The sequence below is a fragment of the Paenibacillus hunanensis genome (assembly GCF_014645615.1).
Taxonomy (GTDB): domain Bacteria; phylum Bacillota; class Bacilli; order Paenibacillales; family Paenibacillaceae; genus Saccharibacillus; species Saccharibacillus hunanensis.
On the sequence record NZ_BMMB01000001.1, the window covers coordinates 644,095 to 658,512 of the forward strand.

Consider the following 14,418-nt stretch of genomic DNA (forward strand, 5'->3'; position numbering starts at 1 on the left):
AACAACAAAAGATGATGCTTGTCGATGGCATGGCATTATTGTTCCGTGCTTATTATGCAACGGCACAGACGGGCTATATTCGTCGCACGAAGGACGGCATACCAACGAATGCAATTTACGGGTTTGTTCGTTATTTATGGGATGCGGTAAGCCAGTACGAACCGACGCATATTGCTTGTTGCTGGGATCTGGGAACACAGACGTTCCGACGCGAGGAATTTGCCGATTATAAAGGGAATCGTACAGCAGCACCGGATGATCTGATTCCGCAATTTGATCTGATTTTGGATGTGACGGAGAGTATGGGCATTCCGAATCTGAGTGCACCGGGCTATGAAGCGGATGACTGCATCGGTACACTGGCACGCGAGCTGGAGCAGGGCATGGAGGTTATGATTTTGACCGGGGACCATGATATGCTACAGCTTGTTGATCATCGTACAAGCGTCATTATTATGAAAAAAGGCTATGGTAATTACAAAGTATATACACCGGAATCATTAATGGAAGAAAAAGAACTGACACCAGTACAGATTATCGATATGAAAGCGCTGATGGGCGATGCAAGCGATAACTATCCAGGTGTCAAAGGCATCGGCGAGAAGACAGCAGTGAAGCTGGTGAAGGAATACGGCTCTGTCGAAGGCATTCTGGACAATCTGGAGCAGCTAACTCCATCAGTTCGCAAAAAGATCGAAGCTGATCTGGATATGCTGCATCTGTCCCGTCGCCTTGCGACTATTCATCGCGAGGTGCCTGTTGTGTGCACGTTGGATGAATGCTTGCTGCTGCTGGAGGATAACAAGATCATCGACAAATTTGAAGAGCTTGAGATCAAAAGCTTGTGCTCTATGCTAGGAGTTGGCGTATTTTGAGCACAGGATTCATGCGCGGATCGCGGCGTCTGTCTGTAGTATTCCTTGCTTTCGTGCTGCTGGTTAGTCTCGTATCGGTTGCGCCTGTTAAAGAAGCGCAGGCAGCGGGTAGCAAGCTAACTGCCAGTACGGTGACAGTCAAGGCAGCTGGTCGTAGCTTTACGGTGAAGACCGTACGCATTCCCAAAGGTACAGCAACGGCGGTCGGTCTGGCGAATCATCAGGTTGGACGTACCGCGTCATTGTCGTCTATCGCTTCTGCATATGGAGCGAAGGCGGCGATCAATGGAGCATTTTTTGATTCCTACGGTGGGCCACCTGATCCCTATGGTACATTGATCTCTGGTGGTCGATTGATGCATATTGGACGCTATGGAACGACGATTGGATTTACGGCAAATGGAACTGCGATGATGGATTCACTTCGTATCGAAGTGTCCGGTCAGGTGACTCCACCGGAAGGACGCGGATCCAGCTGGTATGCAGTCTGGTTTAATCGTATCCCATCTTCAACGGCAAGCGGCACATCGATCGTGTACACGCCTGATCGCGGATCAACGACTGGCTATACTGGCGGCGTAGCCGTCACTGTACGCAATGGCAAGGTCGTCTTGAAAAAGAACAACGCCAACAGTACGATTCCGTCTGACGGCTATGTCATCGTGTTTAGCGGCGATATGAAATCGATGGCAGACCGTTTTGTCGTCGGTTCTAAAGTAACGATGGATATTCGTTATACCAATATCGACGGCAAGGCGATTCCATGGGAAAATGTAGTTACCGCTGTCGGTGCAGGCCCGCGTCTGGTGACGGATGGCAAGCTGTCATTGAATGCGGCAGCAGAAGGCTTCCAAGATCCGAAAATTCTGAATGCTGCTGGCGCACGTAGTGGTATCGCTATCCTGTCAGATGGCTCGGTGATGATTGCAACCGTACCGGGTGCAACGATGAAGCAATGGGCAGCCGTGATGCAGAAGCTAGGCGCCGTACAGGCAATGAATCTGGATGGAGGCGCTTCCTCTGGCATGCTAGCTGGCGGTAAGGTCGTTACCTCACCGGGTCGTCTGCTCAGTAATACACTCGTATTCGGCGGCACAGGAAATTGATGGTGAAAGGCGCGCTCGTATGCAATGAGGCTACTTGCATATAGAAGCTACGCCAATGCCAACCTTCTCTTGGAGACAAATGAAAGGCAGGGCTACAGCCGAGCCGCGTACAAATCGCAGATTGTGATGTAGCCGTGATCGTGTATCGCTTTATTCATGTTCACATGTTAGGGCTCTTGATCGAATGGCAGTATAGAGGCTGTGTGACATTTTGACATGCAATCGACATATTACTGCGCTATGATGAAGAGCCTGCACATACTTATATTGACCATCCATAAGGATGCTGCAAAGGAGACGCATGATTAATGAGAAAACTTGGAGCAATTGAGGCAGGCGGTACCAAATTCGTATGTGGAATCGGAACAGAGGACGGGCAGATTTTGGAGCGGGCAAGCTTTCCGACCGAAACGCCAGAAGTAACGATGAAAAACGTCGTATCCTTTTTTGAAGGTAAAGACATTGAGGCGCTCGGTATTGGTTCTTTCGGGCCGATTGATCCGATTGTAGGCAGCCCGACATACGGATACATAACGACAACTCCTAAGCCGCACTGGGGTCAGTTCGATTTTGTAGGACATATGAAAAAGCATTTCTCTGTCCCGATGTCCTTTGATACGGATGTGAATGGTGCAGCGCTGGGTGAGTACACATGGGGTGCAGCGCGTGGTTTGGATAGCTGCATGTACATTACGGTAGGTACAGGCATCGGCGCAGGTGCAGTGGTAGATGGCAAAATGCTGCATGGTCTGTCGCATCCAGAAATGGGTCATATCCTTGTACGTCGTCATCCAGAGGATACATTTGAAGGATTCTGCCCTTATCATGGCGATTGTCTGGAAGGGATGGCTGCTGGCCCTGCCATCGAAAAACGCTGGAATATCAAAGGCTCCGAGCTAACTCCAGATCATCCAGCATGGGAAATGGAAGCTTATTATCTCGCTCAGGCGCTCATGAATTATGTCCTGATCCTGTCTCCGCAAAAGATCATTATGGGTGGTGGTGTGATGAAGCAGGAGCAATTGTTCCCGCTTATTCGCACCAAACTGAGTGAGCTATTGAACGGTTACGTACAGCATCCTAGCCTATCCCAGCATCTGGATCAATATATCGTTTATCCAGAGCTTGGCGATAATGCAGGTCTGTGCGGTGCAATCGCGCTGGCGAAGCTCGCACTTGAGGGAGAGGAAGGTGCAACGATTGGCTAAGCCAAATCAGAAGAAAAAGAGTAATCCAGAGGTAAAGCGCCAGCAACAGCAGGCGTACAAGCAAAAGGAGCAAGAGCGTCAGCGCAAAACGATGCGTAACCTGATCATCGGTACAGTAGCCGTTATCGTCGTTGTCGTAGCGCTGATCGTCCTTATTCCGAATAACAAAACAGAGGGTGTCCAAACTACATTTGATTACAGTCAAATGCCAGTCAAAGGCGATGCGAACGCGCCGGTGAAGATCGTAGAATTTGGTGATTTTAAATGCCCGGTATGTAAATTATTCAACGAACAGATCGTGCCGAAAATTCAAGCAGACTTTGTTGAGAATGGTACAGTATCAATGCACTTTGCAAACTTCCCGTTCATCGGCCCGGACTCTACTACAGCAGCGCTGGCTGCTGAGTCAGTGTATCATCAAAATAACGACGCGTTCTGGAAGTATCTGGACGAGATCTATACAAACCAGAAGGATGAGAATACAAACTGGGCAACCCCAGATTATCTTGTTCAATTGGCTGAAAATGCGAAGCTAGGTATCGATACAACCAAGCTACGTCAGGATATCGATAATAAAACTTATGCGGATCAGGTGAATGCTCAATATAAAAAAGGGCAGGAGCTGAACATCCCAGGTACACCATCTATCTTTATTAACGGTGTGCAATATACTGGCGATCTTGGTGATTATAATGCCATCAAGGCAGCTATCGAAAAAGCACAGGCTGAAGCGAAAAATCAGACTGGATCGGAGGGCTGACGGATATGAGGACGAGCGGCTTTAAGCTGTTTTTGTCAAAATATTATCTGTATCTAGCCTGGATTGTCGCTATCATCGCCACCGGCGGCAGTCTGTTTCTGAGTGACGTGCTCCACTGGGAACCGTGCAAGCTGTGCTGGTATCAGCGAATCTTCATGTACCCACAGGTCATCCTGCTCGGTATCGCCGCCTATCGCAACGATCGCCGTATCGTCGGCTATGCCATCCCAATGACTATCATCGGCGGTGTAATCGCCATTTATCACTATGCCAAGCAGCACATCCCCGCACTGGATGAGATCGCTCCCTGCACGGGCGGCGTATCATGTAGCAAAGATTATTTCGAATTTCTCGGCTTCATCACCATCCCATTCATGGCACTGATCGCCTTCGCGATCATCACCGTCCTACTCTGGCTCGGCAGCCGTGCATACGATGAAGTAGAAGCGATAGAAGACGCGGAATAAGATGAAGCTAAACAGGGTGGAGCAAGGACATAGCAATTACCAATGGTATCTGACTTCAATCCATTGGCAACAAAACGAATCCGTAACTGCAATTATAAAAAATAGTTCCTTCTTTCATGTCGAAGAAGGAACTATTTTTTTATTGTCCTCCACCTGCCACTTCCTCCCCAAAAGTGCAATATTGACTCTTCCCCCTAATTCGTACGATCAAAGTCGCACCAAGCGAAGGGGAGAGAATAAGGGGAAAGAGCGATTTATAGTGTTAGTGAATTTCTAACACGAGGTTCAATGAAAAAGTGATTTTTGCGGAGCAAAATATCTTACTGCTTTGGAGGGGCGGGAATCTTCATTCTTTCCCAATCCAAAAGATTTCCGCGGCTCCACCCGAGTCCGTCCCCTTATCTCTCCCCGGAGCGATGTAACTTTCCCACGACATCACTCGGCAAAACTCAATATTCCACTTTAATTTCACATCTAAACCAGTTAATATTTCTCTGTAAGGGCTTTCTACCTCAAAATGTGGTTAATGAATGGATAGCACCCGAGTGACCTTCAACAGGATACTATCATCAGATACCTGCCCGGTACGGCCGGAACGTGGCAGTGGTCGATCAACATCAGCGATAATTAAGTGATACCAACACATCTACCAGCTTACATGAAGAAAGGGGAACGACCTGATGAGAGAAGGATCAACAATCTATGAAGTCGAACCGTGGGTGATTCGGGAAACTTCATTTAATCCGCAATACAATCGTCGCAGTGAAACGGTCTTTACCGTTGCGAATGGCTATATCGGAATGCGCGGGCATTTTGAGGAAGGCATGGATGTGCCGGAGGTCGACGCGCTGAATGGTACATACCTGAATGGTTTTTACGATTCAGCAGATATTATTTATGGTGAGGAAGCCTATGGCTATGCACGCAAGCGTCAGACGATGCTGAATGTGACTGACAGCAAGATTATCGAGCTGTGGATCGAAGGTGAACGCTTCAATCTGATGGCTGGGCGTATTATCGATTATGAGCGTGTGCTGAATATGCAGACGGGCATTTTGACACGTCGGATGACCTGGGAAAGTGGACGCGGCAAATGTATCTCGATCTGTATCGAACGTCTCGTTTCCTTTGAAAATAAGCATATGGCGATGATTCGTTATACCGTGAAGCCGCTCAATTTCTCCGGCGAGATCACACTTGTCTCGGCGCTCAATGGCGAGGTACACAACGAGATTAGTGAGGGTGACCCACGTGCAGGTGCTGCATTTACCGGACAGGTGCTGGAAACGGTTGGTAAAGTGAGCGAACGTACGCGTATGGCACTGGAGCAGCGCACCTCGGAAACTGAATTTAATCTGTATTGTGCTGCCGATCACCGTGCCAATCGCAAATACGAGCTCAAAACCGAGGAGCAGGAGCAGCGCATTGAAAAGCATTTTATTTTCAACCTGCAACAGGATCAGGAGGCTGTACTGGAAAAGAGTATTGTCTACTATACCTCTCGCGATTATGAGCCTGCCCATTTGCCGATTCTGGCAGAATCTACACTGGATGATATGCGCAAGGATGGCTTCAATAAGCTTGCCCAGCTGCAACAGGATCACTTGGCAGCATTCTGGGAAACGGCTGATATCCAGGTCGAAGGCGACGAGAAGCTCCAGCAGGGGCTACGCTTCAATGCATTCCATTTGTTCCAGTCGGTCGGTCGCGATGGCAAGACCAATATCGGGGCAAAAGGGATTACAGGTGAAGGCTATGAGGGACACTATTTCTGGGATACCGAAACGTATATTATGCCGTTCTTCCTGTACACGCAGCCAGAGCTAGCACACCAGCTACTAGAATTCCGTTACCATACGCTGCCGAAGGCGCGTGAGCGTGCAGTCGAAATGGCTGCATTGGGCGCACTGTATCCGTGGCGTACTATTGGTGGTGAAGAGGTATCTGCATACTATCCGGGTGGTACAGCGCAGTATCATATTAATGCCGATGTGGCACATGCGGTCATTCAATATGCAGAAGCGACCGATGATGAGAACTTCCTGCAAACGAAGGGTCTGGAGATGCTCGTGGAGACCTGTCGCTTCTTCCTGTCAGTAGGCGACTGGATTCCAGGTAAAGGCTTCTGCATTAATGGGGTGACTGGCCCGGATGAATATACAGCGATCGTCAACAATAACACCTACACTAATATGATGGTAAAGGATCAGCTAGAATTTACTGCACGCAAGCTAAAGCATTGGAAAGAAAATGACTTTGCTAACTATGAATCGTTACTCGGTAGTCCGATGGGGCTGACCGACGAGGAGATTGACGTATGGGAACGTGCGGCAGATGCGATTTATATTCATCGTCAGAGCGGTCTGATCGGACAGGATGATTCGTTCCTGGATAAAGGAATCTGGGACTTTGAAAATACGCCATCTGATAAATATCCGCTGTTGCTGCATTACCACCCACTCGTAATTTATCGTCATCAGGTGCTCAAGCAAGCGGATTTGATTCTGGCGATGTATTTGCTCGGTCATCGATTTACCAAGATCGAAAAGGTACGTAACTATGGCTACTATGAGCCACTGACAACGCATGATTCGTCTCTATCTGCGGCTATTCATGCGATTATTGCTGCCGAGCTAGGTACGATGGACCCGGCATACGAGTTCTTTATTCAGTCGGCACGTATGGATCTGGATGACTTCCATAACAATGTCAAAGACGGGATTCACGCCGCATCGATGGCAGGCAGCTGGCTGACGATTGTTGGCGGATTCGCAGGGATGCGTCAGCACAATGGCATCCTGCATTTTGAACCTAAGCTACCGCCGAACTGGACGCGCTATAGCTTCCGTGTACAATTCCAGAACCGTCTGCTGGACATTACGATTGAACAAAATATGACGACCTACCGCATCATTCGCGGCGAGCCGCTAACGATATCGCATTATGATGAGCAGCGTGTCGTTGCGATGACACGTCCGTTGGAGATCAAGAACCGGACGCTTAAGGCTGTCATTTTCGGTCTGGAGGGTGTACTCATTCCGATGCCGAGCATGGAGGATACAAGCTATGCCGAGGCGTATACGCCGGATGCCATTCCAGAGGAAGAGTCCGAGCGTACCGAGCAGGAATCGCAGCGAGCTGCCCATGCGGAAGCTTCGTTAAAACGTCATAATGAAAACGAAAGCCGCAAAGAAGCGGAAGCACAGGCAGCGGCTGATGCAGAGGACAAAAAGAACAAAGAAGACGAGAAGACCAAGCAAGCGTCCGTATCGTCTGCTCCTGATCCTAGTGCAGCGACGCGCCATGCAGATGCTGGACAAAAGGAATCTGCGGGCTCTAGCAAAAAGCAGCTGAAAAAGAACGACACAAGCAGCAAGGAAGCTGCTAAAGCACAGGATGCAGGTGCAGCAGCCAAAGGAGCCGGAGCGGAAGCACCGCCTGCGAAGAAAACAGTACAGGCAGATCATATCGAAGCGCCTATTTTACGAGTCGAGACGATGGATGTAGAGCAGCTCAAACGCGAATTCTTGCTGCCAGGTGCAGAGGATCTACTCATTCAGCTACGCGAGCAAAATGTAGCTGTACTGCTCGCCTCGGATCGTCCTGATGCACGTCGTATTATGGAGCGACTCGGTATGGAGCATTATTTCTCATCGATCGTACAGGCACAGGATATTACACATCCAAAGCCAGATCCAGAAGGCTTCATTCTCGCAGCGGAGTCGGTTGGCATTCACCCGTACCATTGTATGGTGATTGAGGATTCACCGGATTGTCTGCAATCCGTACGTCAGGCAGGGATGAAGACGATCGGCGTCAGCCTGCATCATATTATGGATAATGCTCACTTCACCGTTGCCAGTCTGGAGCATTTAAATGCAGAGACGATGGAGCGCTGGATGGAGATTCCGTAATGAAGATGGTGGTGTGAGGGAGAGGTGCTCTTTTGCAAGCCATTCGTCACATCGTCAAGCAGGATGCAAGTCTATACAGCAATATAAAATGGAAGTGGATCTAAAGTGGATCTAAATCGTATATAGAGCGAATATCAAACAAATATCAAACCAATATGAAATAATAAAAGCCCCTTTCCTGAGTGAAAGGGGCTTTTATATAGGTTGTCTATACCACGCATGTTTTACAAGCATTACTATAACAAGTGTCGTGTGCCGATAGATATTCATTTTTCGGTTCACAGCTGTCTTACGAGTCTTTGTGTAGCTGGATCGCAATAACAGGCTGGGGAGAAATGACCTCCAACTCTCCAACGGTTCAGATCCAATCCTTTTTACGGAACGTAAAGAACATCGTTAGACCGAGCGCGATCATAATACCAATAACCATCGGATAGCCAAAATGCCATTTCAGCTCAGGCATATTCTCAAAGTTCATCCCATAAATACCGGTAATCACCGTCAGCGGCATGAATATAGTCGTAATCGCTGTAAACACGCGCATAATTTCGTTGGCGCGGTTAGCGATACTGGACTGGTAGGCTTCTCGTAAGTTGCCCATCAGATCGCGGAACGTATCGAACATCTCGGAAACCTTGACCGCATTCTCATACACGTCACTAAAATACTTTTGCAGCTGATCATCGATCAGACGCAGATCCTTTTTGTTCAGCGTATTGATTACCTCACGCTGTGGACCAAGTACGCGCTTGAGCCATAGAATCTCACCGCGCAGACCGATAATTTCGTTCAAATGCGATTTCTTCGTGCTCATCAGAATACTTTCCTCAAGCCGTTCAATCTGATCCTCAATTCGGTCACCTACCGTAAAGTAGTTATCGACGACCAGATCGACGAGCAGGTACATGAATTTGTCAGGACGGCTAACTTCCTCTTCCCACAAAATGGGCTTGAGTGTACGCAACTCACTAATTTTCTGCTTGGTCACCGTAATAATAAAATGACGTCCCAGGAAAATATTCAGTGCGCGCAAAAAAATCTCTTCATCGTCAAAACGAATACTGTTCACAACGATAAAGTAGTGATTTTCGTAAATCTCGATTTTTGGCCGCTGCTCTTCATCGCCCATCATGTCCTCAACCGCCAGATCATGTAGCATAAAGAGAGGTTGAAGCAGGATCAGATCATCAAGACCAGCGTCAATCCAGTAAAAGCCTTCCTCCGGTGCAATCAGTGTTTCGTTAACATCCTCAACCAGCGTGAAATTGCCGGCGTTTACGTGCCGAATTTTCATAGTATGCTCTACTCCTTTTTCATTTTAAAATGAGCAGGAAAAGAGACGGCAATTGTACACACTTCTGTTAAGCTTCGCTATTATATGAAAATGATCTTTTCAACATGGCGCGCTCCTCCGGTATCCTATTGTCGTTCCATTCCTGTGATTGGGTATATCGTTGCGGCAAGCTGGTCCTCGGGTCGCCTTCCATCTTGAAATTCACCTCTTTATGATCAGTTTTGAATGATATCGTATACGCAATGTTTTATGAAAAACATGAAAATACGTCAAATACTTGTTAAGTATACCGTGGAGACAGCAGGCTTTCAAGTCTAGTATTAGTGATTTTCGAACAGGGGATAATAATGAAAAAGAATTTTGGTGTTTGTGCGCTATTCTGTCGACTGATTTACTTCCATCTGTATACGGATAACTTCTTTATCGGCTGAACAATCTCTTGACGATAGGTAGGGAAGTAGTATAAATTATGGTATAAGTAATTCCGTATTTCCTGTTTTACCCCATAATCAAATACAGCGAATCTTATCAAGAGCAGGCGGAGGGACTAGCCCTATGAAGCCCGGCAACCGGCAGTCATATACTGTACGGTGCTAATTCTAGCAGAGATACAGGTACATCCTACGATGAAGTATCTGGTATCTGCTGACAGATGAGAGAGGCGCTATACAGACGCAGCTTGTTTGCGTATACGACCTTTCTCAGCTCCATCGAGAAAGGTCTTTTTGCGTATTTGCGCACCTCCTTTCACTATACGGGCACGCTTTTCGCTGCATGACCAACCATCTATAAGGAGTGAATGACAATGCCAATCAAAATCCCTGACAGCTTACCGGCAAAGGAAATTCTGACCGGAGAAAATATTTTCGTAATGGACGAGTCGCGTGCCTACCAGCAGGACATTCGTCCACTGCGCATCGCTCTGCTCAACCTGATGCCAACGAAGGAAACGACCGAGACGCAGCTGCTGCGTTTGCTCAGTAACAGTCCACTACAGGTGGATGTGTATCTGCTGCATACTCGCTCGCATATTTCCAAAAACACATCGGCGGAGTACCTGAATACCTTTTATAAAACATTCCCGGAAGTGAAGCATCTGCGCTTTGACGGTCTGATCGTCACAGGTGCACCGGTGGAAACGATGGAATTCGAGGATGTGAACTACTGGGAGGAGATTCAGGAAATCTTCGACTGGAGCAAAACAAATGTGACGTCAACGATGCATATCTGTTGGGCTTCACAGGCAGGACTGTATCACCACTTTGGTGTTCCCAAGGTGGATTTGCCAGAGAAATGCTTTGGCGTATTCCCGCACACACTGAATAAGAGCAATGTACCGCTGCTACGTGGGTTTGATGAGTGGTACTATGCACCCCATTCCCGCCATACGGAGGTGCGCCGCGAGGATATCGAGAATGTACCCGGGCTTGAAATTTTGTCTGAATCGGATGAGGCAGGCATCTATATCGTAGCTACGCAGGATGGGAAGCAGATTTTCGTTACGGGGCACTCGGAATATGATCCGCTGTCGCTCAAATGGGAATATGACCGCGATATCGCCAAAGGTATAGATATTGCCGTACCGAAAAACTATTTTCCAAACGATGACCCAACGCGTACACCACCGTCTAAATGGCGTGCACATGCCAATCTGTTATTTTCCAACTGGCTGAACTATTACGTCTACCAGGAAACACCGTACGATCTGGAAGCGGAAAAAGCTCAGGCAGGTCTGTATTCGATTTGATATGGACATGTACGAAGAGCATTCGCCCCAGCGCAGTTTGCGTCAGGAACTGGAAGAAGCGTGCCTGACCGGGAATATTCGCGATAATGAAGTGCCTGCTACAGAAGAAGTGATTCGAGCCATTGAGAGTATGTATGTAGACGGTATACCCCGTGCATGGTGGCTTGGACTGAAACATGTAGTGCACAGACAGCATTCGGACGACGATCAGTCGTATATAGGAATCGAGCATATCGTTCGCCAATACTGCGATCCGGATATGCGGGCGAATCAGAAGCTATTATTTATCGTAGATGAAGATAATGAGCGACATCATGTGCTTGCTTTGACATTGGACGAAATTGTACATGTAACCGCGGAATGTCGTTTTTTTGAATACTATATTTGTTCTAACGATTATGGATGGTTGCTATGTGAGAACGAGCATGGAGAGTTTATCATTTGCAAGCATTCAGGATTGGATACTACATGATGTAGAGATGATTAGAAATAGTAGTTGATTTGGATATCTGAGGAGGACGTAACGCATGACGTACAAAAAGAATCAGGAATCATCGCTTAGTATTGAAAGCCGGCTTGCCCAGATCGGATCGGTAGACGAGCCGGTAACAGGAGCTATTAATTTCCCTATTTATCAATCCACCGCATTCCGTCACCCGGAGCTTGGTAAAAGTACAGGCTTTGACTATATTCGGACAACGAATCCGACTCGCGCGGTGTTGGAGCAATCTGTAGCTGAGCTGGAATCGGGCGATGCAGGCTTTGCCTGTAGCTCCGGTATGGCGGCGCTGCAAACGATCTTTGCGATGTTCGGTCAGGGCGATCATCTGATCGTCTCGCTTGATCTATACGGTGGTACGTATCGTCTGCTGGAGCGCATCATGTCCAGATTCGGTGTGAGCGCTTCGTATGTAGATACGAATGATCTGGACGCGCTGGAGCGTGTACGTCAGGACAATACGCGTGCCGTATTTATTGAAACGCCAACCAATCCATTGATGATGGTCACGGACATCGCTGCGGTAACGAGCTGGGCGAAGCAGCATCAGCTGCTAACGATTGTAGATAATACATTGCTAACACCATTTTTCCAGCGTCCGATCGAGCTGGGAGCAGATATCGTCATTCATAGTGCGAGTAAATATCTGGGTGGGCACAATGACGTACTCGCAGGGCTGATCATTACCAAAGGTACAGAAGTTTCGGAGGAGATCGCCTTCCTGCACAACTCGATTGGCGGCGTATTATCGCCAAGTGATTCGTACCAGCTGATGAGAGGGATGAAGACGCTGGCACTGCGTATGGAGCGTCATGAATATAATGCGATCACGATTGCCAAGCATTTGCAGCAGCATCCACAGATTGCGCAGGTATTCCATCCAGGATTGCCAGCTCATCCGGGCTATGACGTACAGAATCGTCAATCTAGCGGTAATACAGGCATCTTCTCATTCAAAGTAACGGATGCACGCTATATCGCACCGATTCTGCGTCACATTAAGCTCATCGCTTTTGCGGAAAGTCTGGGCGGTGTTGAATCGCTGATGACCTATCCAACGGTACAAACGCATGCGGATATTCCGTTGGAGATTCGTGAAGCGGTAGGCGTGGATGATCGTTTGCTGCGCTTCTCAGTCGGAATTGAGCATGTGAATGATCTGATTGCTGATCTGGATGCAGCGCTGGAAGCGGCTCGTCTGGAAGTTGAAGGAGCGTGAATAGAATGAGCGAAAATAATTCAAATCAGCCAACTACAGGAGCCGATCCAGGCGCAACAAATTCGGCTTCCGATTCTACAGTTTCGGCTACTGCCGGCAGCACAGCACCTAAGCGCCCTATTCCACCGCGTAGTCTGGAAACGAAGCTGATTCATTTTAATGGTTCCGTTGATCCAACTACTGGGGCATCCAGCGTGCCGATCTATCAGGCATCGACCTTTCATCAGGACGATATCCTGAATCCACCACAGCATGATTACAGTCGTTCTGGTAATCCTACACGTCAAGCGCTGGAGGACTATATTGCGGTGCTGGAAGGCGGAGCTAGAGGCTTTGCCTTTGCCTCCGGTATGGCGGCGATCTCAACAGCATTCCTGCTACTATCTGCCGGTGAGCACGTGATCGTAACCGAGGATGTGTACGGTGGTACGTATCGTTTACTGACAACGGTGCTGAATCGTTTGAACATTGAGATTAGCTTTGTGGATATGACCGATCTGGCGCAGGTGAAGGCAGCTCTGCGTCCGAATACGCGCGCGGTTTATATGGAGACACCTTCCAATCCAACGCTGAAAATTACTGATATTCATGCGGTGACCGAATGGGCGAAGGAGCATCATCTGCTGACGATGCTGGATAATACGTTTATGACACCATATTACCAGCGTCCGATTGAGCTAGGTGTCGATATTGTGCTACACAGTGCGACCAAGTTCCTCGGCGGTCATAGCGATGTACTGGCAGGGTTAGCCGTAACACGTACGCTAGAGCTAGGCAAGCAGCTCAAGCATTTGCAAAATGGACTCGGTACGGTGCTCGGCCCTCAGGATTCATGGTTGCTTATGCGCGGTATGAAGACACTGGCGGCACGGATGTCGCATAGCGAGAAGAGCACCGCGCGTATCGCAGAATGGCTACAAACGCGTAGCGATATCGAAGCAATCTATTATCCTGGCTTATCGACTCATCCAGGTCATGAGATTCACACCTCACAGTCAACAGGCTATGGCTCGGTCATCTCCTTCGATGTCGGCTCAGGCGAGCGCGCCAAGCAGGTGCTGGATCGTGTACAGCTGCCAATCGTAGCGGTAAGTCTGGGTGCAGTGGAAAGTATTTTATCGTATCCACCAACGATGTCACACGCGGCGATGGGCGCCACTGTACGCGCGGAGCGTGGAATTACGGATGGATTGCTGCGTCTATCGGTTGGACTGGAGGATGTAGAGGACTTGATCGCGGATTTGGAGCAGGCGCTGGATTGATCCGTTTCTCCATTTATCGATCGATAGAAGTATAAGAGCAATGACAGATAGGTATGAATGGCAGAGC

General features: G+C 48.3%; 11 protein-coding genes and 1 riboswitch. Of the genes, 10 read left to right on the top strand and 1 reads right to left on the bottom strand.

Annotated features, from left to right (window positions below; translation table 11 throughout):
• The first annotated feature begins 11 nt into the window (after positions 1 to 11).
• From IEX62_RS02720 to IEX62_RS02745, 6 genes are all read left to right on the top strand, one after another.
• Positions 12 to 875 carry a 5'-3' exonuclease gene (locus tag IEX62_RS02720; protein ID WP_373289084.1) on the top strand — a complete coding sequence of 288 codons (864 nt, stop codon included), beginning with the start codon at positions 12 to 14 and terminating at the stop codon, positions 873 to 875.
• The gene (locus IEX62_RS02725; protein ID WP_229685567.1) at positions 872 to 1,981 is read left to right on the top strand and encodes a phosphodiester glycosidase family protein; all 1,110 of its coding nucleotides are present in this window, start codon (positions 872 to 874) and stop codon (positions 1,979 to 1,981) included. The genes IEX62_RS02720 and IEX62_RS02725 overlap by 4 nt, the downstream gene beginning before the upstream one ends.
• A gap of 308 nt (positions 1,982 to 2,289) precedes the next feature.
• Entirely contained in the window at positions 2,290 to 3,189 is a 900-nt protein-coding gene (locus IEX62_RS02730; RefSeq protein ID WP_188773852.1) for an ROK family protein, read from the top strand.
• Positions 3,182 to 3,949 (top strand): DsbA family protein, encoded by a 768-nt coding sequence (locus IEX62_RS02735; RefSeq protein ID WP_284446166.1) that lies wholly within the window; start codon positions 3,182 to 3,184, stop codon positions 3,947 to 3,949. The genes IEX62_RS02730 and IEX62_RS02735 overlap by 8 nt, the downstream gene beginning before the upstream one ends.
• Positions 3,950 to 3,954: 5 nt before the next feature.
• Complete coding sequence (locus IEX62_RS02740) at positions 3,955 to 4,416, top strand: disulfide oxidoreductase (protein WP_188773854.1); 462 nt, start codon at positions 3,955 to 3,957, stop codon at positions 4,414 to 4,416.
• Between the two features lie 680 nt (positions 4,417 to 5,096).
• Positions 5,097 to 8,330, top strand: a complete 3,234-nt coding sequence (locus IEX62_RS02745) for an HAD-IA family hydrolase (protein WP_188773855.1) — start codon at positions 5,097 to 5,099, stop codon at positions 8,328 to 8,330.
• A gap of 358 nt (positions 8,331 to 8,688) precedes the next feature.
• Here IEX62_RS02745 and corA read toward each other — a convergent pair whose 3' ends face one another.
• Positions 8,689 to 9,624, bottom strand: a complete 936-nt coding sequence (gene corA, locus IEX62_RS02750; protein ID WP_188773856.1) for a magnesium/cobalt transporter CorA — start codon at positions 9,622 to 9,624, stop codon at positions 8,689 to 8,691.
• 522 nt (positions 9,625 to 10,146) lie between these two features.
• Positions 10,147 to 10,283, top strand: a riboswitch (SAM riboswitch).
• Between the two features lie 146 nt (positions 10,284 to 10,429).
• Between corA and metA the strand changes: the two genes are divergently transcribed.
• The 4 genes from metA to IEX62_RS02770 are packed head-to-tail and all read left to right on the top strand — an operon-like array spanning position 10,430 to position 14,351.
• On the top strand, positions 10,430 to 11,371 hold the full coding sequence (metA, locus tag IEX62_RS02755; RefSeq protein WP_188773857.1) for a homoserine O-acetyltransferase MetA: 942 nt from the start codon (positions 10,430 to 10,432) through the stop codon (positions 11,369 to 11,371).
• Position 11,372: 1 nt separating this feature from the next.
• Entirely contained in the window at positions 11,373 to 11,843 is a 471-nt protein-coding gene (locus IEX62_RS02760; protein ID WP_188773858.1) for a DUF6756 family protein, read from the top strand.
• A 55-nt stretch (positions 11,844 to 11,898) separates the two neighbouring features.
• Complete coding sequence (locus tag IEX62_RS02765) at positions 11,899 to 13,089, top strand: PLP-dependent transferase (RefSeq protein ID WP_188773859.1); 1,191 nt, start codon at positions 11,899 to 11,901, stop codon at positions 13,087 to 13,089.
• A gap of 5 nt (positions 13,090 to 13,094) precedes the next feature.
• Entirely contained in the window at positions 13,095 to 14,351 is a 1,257-nt protein-coding gene (locus tag IEX62_RS02770) for an aminotransferase class V-fold PLP-dependent enzyme (RefSeq protein ID WP_188773860.1), read from the top strand.
• Positions 14,352 to 14,418: the final 67 nt, after the last annotated feature.